The 8,074-nt window shown below is 49.4% G+C and carries 8 protein-coding genes; 1 reads left to right on the top strand and 7 read right to left on the bottom strand.

Features of this window, described 5'->3' with window-relative positions; all coding sequences use genetic code 11:
* On the top strand, positions 1-865 hold an 865-nt coding region (locus IE094_RS13120), incomplete at its 5' end, for an EpsG family protein (RefSeq protein WP_189641163.1).
* Between the two features lie 22 nt (positions 866-887).
* On the opposite strand, the gene IE094_RS13115 is transcribed toward IE094_RS13120, so the two are convergent.
* Genes IE094_RS13115 through IE094_RS13085 form a run of 7 tightly spaced genes read right to left on the bottom strand, consistent with a single transcriptional unit; the run spans position 888 to position 8,037 of the window.
* On the bottom strand, positions 888-2,072 hold the full coding sequence (locus tag IE094_RS13115) for a glycosyltransferase family 4 protein (RefSeq protein WP_189641162.1): 1,185 nt from the start codon (positions 2,070-2,072) through the stop codon (positions 888-890).
* A complete protein-coding gene (locus IE094_RS13110) occupies positions 2,069-2,743 on the bottom strand; it encodes a sugar transferase (RefSeq protein ID WP_189641161.1) in 675 nt (224 codons plus the stop codon). Before IE094_RS13110 ends, IE094_RS13115 begins: the two co-directional genes overlap by 4 nt.
* Positions 2,740-3,891: a DegT/DnrJ/EryC1/StrS family aminotransferase gene (locus tag IE094_RS13105; protein ID WP_189641160.1), complete on the bottom strand. Its 1,152-nt coding sequence runs from the start codon at positions 3,889-3,891 to the stop codon at positions 2,740-2,742. The genes IE094_RS13110 and IE094_RS13105 overlap by 4 nt, the downstream gene beginning before the upstream one ends.
* Entirely contained in the window at positions 3,884-4,741 is an 858-nt protein-coding gene (locus tag IE094_RS13100; RefSeq protein WP_189641159.1) for a sulfotransferase family protein, read from the bottom strand. The genes IE094_RS13105 and IE094_RS13100 overlap by 8 nt, the downstream gene beginning before the upstream one ends.
* Positions 4,734-5,879, bottom strand: a complete 1,146-nt coding sequence (wecB, locus tag IE094_RS13095) for a non-hydrolyzing UDP-N-acetylglucosamine 2-epimerase (RefSeq protein ID WP_189641158.1) — start codon at positions 5,877-5,879, stop codon at positions 4,734-4,736. The genes IE094_RS13100 and wecB overlap by 8 nt, the downstream gene beginning before the upstream one ends.
* Entirely contained in the window at positions 5,876-7,000 is a 1,125-nt protein-coding gene (locus IE094_RS13090; RefSeq protein WP_189641157.1) for a polysaccharide biosynthesis C-terminal domain-containing protein, read from the bottom strand. The genes wecB and IE094_RS13090 overlap by 4 nt, the downstream gene beginning before the upstream one ends.
* Positions 6,997-8,037: an SDR family NAD(P)-dependent oxidoreductase gene (locus IE094_RS13085; protein ID WP_189641156.1), complete on the bottom strand. Its 1,041-nt coding sequence runs from the start codon at positions 8,035-8,037 to the stop codon at positions 6,997-6,999. Before IE094_RS13085 ends, IE094_RS13090 begins: the two co-directional genes overlap by 4 nt.
* Positions 8,038-8,074: the final 37 nt, after the last annotated feature.

Below are 8,074 nucleotides of genomic sequence, written 5' to 3'. Positions count from 1 at the left end.
TTTATTTGCTGTTTTCATAACGAGCTTTATTTCGCTAGGTCGTGCCTTGGGAACCAGAAATATCGTTGCGGCAATGATTGTGGTTCACTTGTTTGTACTGTTCACGCTAGAATTTTCTACTGTACGACAATTGCTCGCAACTTCTTTATTCAACTTTGCATTAGCGTCATATTTCAACAAACAGAGAATTCCACTCATCCTTTTTGTCGCCAGCGTGCTCGTTCAAGTATCTGCTGCCGTTTATGTTATCGCATTTTTGTTTGCTATCGGTGCACCTAGAAAAATCTGGCTAACAACTATCGTGGCTAGCGCTGGCGCACTTGCCTTAAACTCAATCAGCTTTCTTCCGTATGTCTTAAACTTCCTACCTAGTTTTGCGTCGGTTAAACTAGAATATTATTTCAATGATCGCGACTACAGTTACAATACTTTGGAACAAGTATTCTTCGCTGTCTTTTTCATAATCGTAGTTCTGTTTGCAAATTTCGCGCAATCAAAAGTAACCAAAACAGATGCTATCAAACAGAAGTTTTCCTCAACCGACATCGCCCTTAAACTTGTTTTATTCTTGACGCTTGTTTCTCTAGCAATGTTTTTTGTAAACACGGTTAGAAACCGCATGTTGTATGAACTTATTATCTTAGTAAGTTTGATCGCCTTTATTCCAAACCTCAAATACGCAAGATACATGCGCTTAGTGCTGTTCTCCTTTGGCGGCGTTTATCTCGCAGTATCAATGACAAAAAGCCTAAGTTATATGTACGTCCCGTACCAAAACTACATCTTCTATAGCGTTTTAGGATACGAAAGCGATGGCGAGGAACGTCACAAAGAGCTGCAAAGGTTTTTCCGAAAACAGCGCTAAATGCCACCTTCAGGCGCATTGGCTAACCTCTATCCTCGCGCAACGCTTCTAATACCGACATCCAGTGCTTCATGGCTACGTCTTTGGTTGCTTTGTCAGTGTACCAGCTTTTCACTAATGCGGGGGAATCCCCTGCCCCCAACACCTTGCGTAACGCCACCCCAATCGCCTCGGCCGTTGCGGCCTCTGGCACGGCGCCTAACCCATTTGCGCTCACCTCACCCGCCAACGCGCTTTCAGGCTCCACCAGCGCCAGCACAGGCACGCCGAGGCCAAGGTAGGTCAGCATCTTGGACGGATACGCCACGCGGTAAATATCGCGGTTTAATGACACCAGCCCGATATCCGCATCCGCAATCAACGCCTTGGCCTGTGCGAACGGTAAAAACGGCGCAAATGTCACCTGTGGATGATCGCCCCAACGCGCACGCAATTCCGCCAGCGCCGCCCCGTCACCCAGAAACATCAGCTCCAGATCGGGATGCGTATCAAAACACGTCGCAACCCCCTCGGCCAATAATGGCAGGTTCTGAAACCGCCCCAGATTGCCCGCAAAGATCACCCGCGTCTTTGCGGAGTCTTTCACCCATTCACGCGGTGGGTCTTGGGCCTCGTCGCTATCCAGCATGAAATTGTTAATCACATGTATCGGCAATTCACCCAGCCCCCTGCCCGCCAGCGTGTTTGCCATATCTTGTGATAAAACCACAATCGCAGATGCACGGCGCAACGTTTGATTATCCAGCCAGCGCAACACATTCGCAAACGGTGCCCGCCCCAACAATCCACCGCTGATCTGTGACACATCGGGATGAATATCCATCATGTGATAAATAAACTTTGCCCCCACAATCCGCGCCGCCAAACTGGCCGACCACGCGGCCAACACAGGTGGAAATGTTGCCGCCGTCACCACATCGGGGCGCAACCGCAGCACATGGAAAAACAGACCCAAGCAATAGATCAAAACATTAAGCGCCCGCGTGACCGGATTTTTCTTATTCTCGTGAAACACCCAACAGCGGCGGATATCAACGCTAGCCATTTCCGTGGGCACATCCCCACCGACATCGCGATATGACAGCTTGGATGCAAACACATGCACGCCATGATCCGTCTGTGCGAAATGGCTAACAATGGATTTCAGGATCACGCCATAGGGCGCGGTATCTGGCCAAAAATAACGATGCGTGAATAATATTTTCATCGCGATGCCTGCAATTGCGCCGCACTCACCCAATTCAACGCACCGTCCAAATCGCGCTGTGGCAACCGAATGGGACGCCCAGCGATAACCTTGCAAATTGCCAGTGCGGTTTGAATGGCAACGCCCAAATCCGACCAAAAATTCGCGCGCTGTAAATACGCAAGCTCTACCGCCAATTTTGGAGGCAGCAGGTTTTGCACATAGCTACCTTCGGGATCTGCATCATCAATCAGATGTTCGCCGTATCCATAATAATAAATGGCACCGGGGCTGGAAATTCCAGGGCGCACATCTAGCGTTTTCATCATCCAATCGGTATAATGATCGGTGACGATTTTTGGGTCCTCTGGGCGCGGGCCAATGATTGACATATCACCGCGCAACACGTTTAAAAATTGCGGCAGCTCGTCAATCTTGCTTTTGCGCAGGAACGCGCCAAATCCAAATACCCGCGTATCATTGGCCGCCGTAATTACAGAACCGCCAGTACTCACATGCATGGAACGAAATTTATACATGGCAAATGGTTCGCCACCCTGCCCCACACGCATTGCGCGATAAAATATCGCTCCCTTGGACGATAGCAAAATACCAACAACTGCAATCAGGAAAAATGGCGATGTCCCAATCAATACAATGATCGACACAATGATATCAAACGCACGTTTCATCCCAACAATGCCTTTGACACCACATCAATCACACGATCCTGTTCTGTATCAGACATATCCATAAACAATGGCAAACTGATGCAACCTTCGAAATAGGCATCCGCATTGGGAAATTTGTTTCCACCATTGCCAATCGACCACAACGTCATTTGATGCAACGGGCGATAATGCACCGAACAGCCAATATTGTTTTTCTTTAGATGTGCCACCAGTTCATTGCGATCCATCGCAGCATCGCCATTTATTTGAATAATAAACAAATGCCACGAATGCGTATCCCCATCCGCCGCATCAGCGGGCAGTGTGACAGGCAAATCAGCAAAGGCCGATTTATATCGTTTCACCAAACGTTCACGTGCGGCTTGAAAATCGCCAATTTTGCGCAGCTGAACCCGCCCCATCGCGGCGGCAATATCAGTGAGGTTATATTTGAAACCAGGGGCGACTACGTCATACATCCACGACGCTTTCGTATCGGTGAAACGGTTGAACACATCGCGATCAATGCCATGCATGCGCATCACTCGTGCGCGCGCTGCGATATCTGCATTACGTGTCACCAACATGCCACCTTCACCCGTTGTCATGGTCTTATTAGCATAAAAACTAAACGCGGTTGCATCCGCACCAATATCCCCGATCAGTTTGCCATTATGATGCGTGGGCAACGCATGTGCCGCATCATCCAGAATCTTCAAACCATGTTCATCGGCCAATGCGCGCAGGGCTGTCATATCACAGGCACGACCAGCGAAATGCACGGGCATAATCGCCTTGGTCTTTGGCGTGATCGCGGCGCGAATTGCATCCAGATCAATGCCAAATGTTTCGCGATCAATATCAACAAAAATGGGGTTCGCACCCAGATATCGCACCACCTCTGCGGTGGCGGTAAAGGTCAGCGTTGGCACAATCACTTCGTCGCCCTCACTGATGCCCATGGCCTCCAGCCCAAGGTGAAGTGCCGCCGTGGCAGAATTCACCGCTATCGCATGGATGCCATCATCATACAGTGCTTCAAATTCTTTCTCGAATTCAATCGCATTCGGACCAGTGGTCAGCCAACCCGATTTCATACATTTTACGACTTCGCCGATTTCATCATCCGTTATGGATGGTCGGAAAAATGGCACATGTAAATCAGACATAATCATAATCTTTCAATTTCAATGTATCACCAATCACGCTCATCATATCTGCCTGATCATTCTGTGGCAGATTTTTCCAACGTGCGGTATTTTCAATATGTACTTTGTCGCGCCAATGATTCACGACCTTGGCACTGTCTTTAATGTCTAATTGCGTCAATAAATTGGTGATGGCTGTGTCGTCTTTCACCAAATCTTCGTAGCGAATTTCAAATACACGTTCCGCTGGAATATTGGCCAAATCTTGGGTCGCTTGTTCAACCGATTTGCGCCACTGCATCGCACAGATATACGCCAGCGATTTTTGCCCGACAAGGTCATCGATGCCATCAAATCGCGGCCCCCAAACATTGCCACCCTTTTGCCCCTTTAACATGCCAGATATGAAATTTTTGGCGAACCAGAAAACATAGCCCAAATTAGAAAATGGCATCCCGCGTAGTTTCGTAAACAACGCCGACCAATTGGGTGGGGCCAACCATTGACGCATCGCACTTTCGGTCACATCACGCCCATCACGGATCAGATGCACATAACGCGCATTTGGATAGACCGCATCAACAAATGGCACGCGCAACGTGTTTGAAACCGTTTTTTCAATCAATACATCATCCATGTTCAATGATGCCAAACTGCGCAGCGTTTTTTGGATGAACACCGTTTGTTTTTGGCTCAATTCATCCACTGGCAACAGGTCATGTGGATGCTGTTCAAACCCATAGCGCCAAACGTAATTCACATCATAGGGCACCGCCCCATGCCCATCCGCCACACGCAAAACATCGCGCAAAAACTTGGTACCAGAACGCGCCGCGCCGATCAAAATAATGGGGCTGTCCGCGTTAGTCATTCTTGCGAATTCCATCCCATGAATTGGACAATTTCGCCGTGCCCATGATCAGGCTGACCACCCTTTCGGATGTGTTGGTAATGCAATAATCTGCGGGGACTGGATGCGCCGTGTCACTTGCCACACGTTCGGCAAACATTTGCGTCACGGCAGCAATGCCATTGACCATTGTGTCCACATCCAAACCCGTCATCATGATACAACCCACATCAACACCTTCTGGGCGCTCGATCGCATCGCGCGGCGTGATTGCAGGAAAGCCGAGCATTGAACTTTCTTCGGCGATTGTACCGCTATCTGAAATCGCGCAAAACGCGTTCATTTGCAGATTGTTGTAATCATGAAATCCAAATGGTTTCATATATTCCACCAATGGGTCGATCTTGATTTTCATCGTCTCCAACCGCTTGCGTGTGCGCGGATGCGTCGACACAATCACGGGGAATTTGTATTTCTGCGCGATGGTATTCAACGCCTCGATCAAGGAACCAAGACGCGCACGATTATCCACGTTTTCCTCGCGGTGAAGCGAGACGATAAAATATTTACCCGCTGTCAACCCAATGCGTTGCAGCACATCGGATGCTTCGATCCGATCGCGGTAATGTTCCAATACTTCGCGCATCGGGCTGCCTGTCAGGTTGATCCGACGATGGGGCAATCCTTCGGCCAGCAAATGACGCCGTGCATGTTCGGTGTAAACCAAATTGAAATCGGCGATGTGATCCACCAAACGACGGTTGGTTTCCTCTGGCACATTCATATCAAACGAACGGTTGCCTGCCTCCATATGATACACGGGCACCTTCATGCGCCGCGCCATGATCGCGCTAATGGCGGAATTGGTATCGCCAAGGATCAAAACCGCATCGGGTTTTTCATCCGCCAGAACCTTTTCCGTTTGGGTCAAAATCCCGCCCAGCGTTTCACCAAGCGTACCGCCCCCAACACCCAGAAAATAATCAGGCTTGCGCACGCCCAGATCCTCAAAAAACACTTCGTTCAGCTCGTAATCATAATTCTGACCGGTGTGCACAATGATATGATCCACATAGTCATCCAGCCGCGCCATCACCCGTGCAAGACGGATAATTTCAGGGCGCGTGCCCAATACGGTCATTACTTTTAATTTGGTCATGTCAGCACCTTATCGGCAAATGTATCAGGGTTGGCAGGATCGAACAAATCATGGGTCCAAAACAGCGTAAGCAACGGCCCCTGCCCGACGTTTTCAATCGAATGCGTATGAAGCGTTGGCATGTCTACGGGTGCTGGGTTATCGCCGTTCACACGATATTCCCAAACATCATCCGACATCACCTTGCGCATGCGAATGATGGCCTCGCCCTGCACCACCAAAAAACGTTCCACCTTGTGCAAATGGAAATGATCGCCACGGGTTACACCGGGTTCAGTTGTGGACAGGAATGTTTGCCCACCACCGCCACCTTTGACGGCCTCAAACAATGTGCCACGCGCATCAGAATGCAATGTCAACGGGCGCGGCCATTGATCGGGATAGCTCGCTGCGCGGTAACTATTAAACAATGCCAGATCAAAATCATCCGACACATCGGGATAGATATTGGCACGATACAGATCATGAAACCCTTGCAGCTTTTCCAACAAATCGGGCACGCTGATCGGGCGGGGTTCTGGTGTGATATCACCCGTGACACCATCCTTGATCGCATCAATCGCCACCTGTGCGGCAACACCTGCATATAACAATTGCACGCGCCCATCTGGGTTCACACTTGGAGTTTCACCAGCCAATATTTGATGGATCAGGGTTGCGGTGACATTGTTATAAAATGGTCGCGCGCACTCGCCAAAAATATGGGGCAAAATCAGGTTGGAATACCGCGACACCCCTGCCCCGATAATTTCACCCGCCTCACGTTTGGAATTGCCATATGGTGTATCGCCCGCGGCATGGGTTGAATTGGCATAAACGATATGCGGATCGGCACCAACCGATTGACAACCGGCAACTAAACGCGTGGCAATCGCTGGGTTTGCTGTGCGTACAATATCATCGCTATCGGCGCGGTTCACACCTGCAAAATGCAACACCGCATCGGCACCTGTCAGGGCCGCATGCAACGCAACATCATCGTCAAAATCCGCATGTTTTAAAAGCACCAGATCATAGGGTTGATCATTGCCCCCAAACGCCGCTGCACAATTTTGCGCATGCAATCGCGCACCCGCATGCCAGCCTATTAATCCGCCAGCACCGGTGACAACAATCTTCATTTTACACCCTCTTTATGGGCGGCGACTTCGGCTTGGACTTCTGGAAGGGTCATCAACAAATCCTTCACCTCTGCCACGCTTAGTTGTTGCGTGTTGTGTGAATGATAATCTTCTAATGAAACTGTCGTTTTATCACCCTCTTCGAAATAGGGTTTGTAATTCAAATCGCGGTTATCCATGTGGATACGATAATATTCGCCCATGTCATCAGATGTCGCCAGTTCCTGCGCACTTGCCAATGTTTCATACAGCTTTTCCGCATGGCGCCAGCCGATGATTTCAACGGGGTGATCGGGCGCATCAAACAATTCTTTTAACGCTTGCACCAAATCAATGATGGTGGATGCGGGCGCTTTTTTGATAAACAAATCACCCTGATTGGCATGTTCAAACGCGTATTTCACCAATGCCACACTATCGCGCAGTGGCATCAAAAAACGGGTCATGGTCGGTTCTGTTACCGTGATCGGGTTGCCTGCCTTGATCTGTTTAATAAACAACGGGATCGCAGAGCCGCGTGAATACATCACATTGCCGTAACGCACACATGAAATGGTGGTCTCCGCGTCCTGCCCGATTTCACGTGCACCCGCCTGTGCCACCTTTTCCATCATCGCCTTGGACATGCCCATGGCATTGACGGGAAAAACGGCCTTGTCGGTGGACAGGCACACCAATGATTTCACACCTTCGTTGATCGCTGCGCGCACCACGTTTTCAGAACCGATAATATTGGTTTGCACCGCCTGCATCGGGAAAAATTCACATGATGGCACCTGTTTCAATGCCGCGGCATGAAAGATATTTTGCACACCCTTGCTGGCACGTTCCACAGATTCACGATCGCGCACATCACCAATGTAATATTTCACCCGAGCGTCGCGTAATTCGTTGCGCAATGCGTCTTGTTTTTCCTCATCTCGGCTTAATATGCGAATTTCAGGAACATCAGCCGCCAACAGCTGTTTCAACATGGTTTTCCCGAAAGAGCCAGTGCCCCCCGTAATCAGAACCGACTCGATTGCGTTATTCGCCATAAAAAAACACCCAAATAAATTCAAATTTGCGGAAATA

The sequence above is a fragment of the Paramylibacter ulvae genome (genome assembly GCF_014652655.1).
In the GTDB taxonomy this organism is placed as follows: domain Bacteria; phylum Pseudomonadota; class Alphaproteobacteria; order Rhodobacterales; family Rhodobacteraceae; genus Amylibacter; species Amylibacter ulvae.
Note: the sequence above shows the minus strand (reverse complement) of the source record. Positions and strands in the feature narration are given on the sequence as shown.

What these genes read in the sequence shown, in the direction of transcription:
- IE094_RS13110 (WP_189641161.1), bottom strand. Translation starts at nt 2,743, where the DNA reads ATGAAACGTGCGTTTGATATCATTGTGTCGATCATTGTATTGATTGGG.
- wecB (WP_189641158.1), bottom strand. Translation starts at nt 5,879, where the DNA reads ATGACCAAATTAAAAGTAATGACCGTATTGGGCACGCGCCCTGAAATT.
- IE094_RS13090 (WP_189641157.1), bottom strand. Translation starts at nt 7,000, where the DNA reads ATGAAGATTGTTGTCACCGGTGCTGGCGGATTAATAGGCTGGCATGCG.
- IE094_RS13105 (WP_189641160.1), bottom strand. Translation starts at nt 3,891, where the DNA reads ATGTCTGATTTACATGTGCCATTTTTCCGACCATCCATAACGGATGAT.
- IE094_RS13100 (WP_189641159.1), bottom strand. Translation starts at nt 4,741, where the DNA reads ATGACTAACGCGGACAGCCCCATTATTTTGATCGGCGCGGCGCGTTCT.
- IE094_RS13115 (WP_189641162.1), bottom strand. Translation starts at nt 2,072, where the DNA reads ATGAAAATATTATTCACGCATCGTTATTTTTGGCCAGATACCGCGCCC.
- IE094_RS13085 (WP_189641156.1), bottom strand. Translation starts at nt 8,037, where the DNA reads ATGGCGAATAACGCAATCGAGTCGGTTCTGATTACGGGGGGCACTGGC.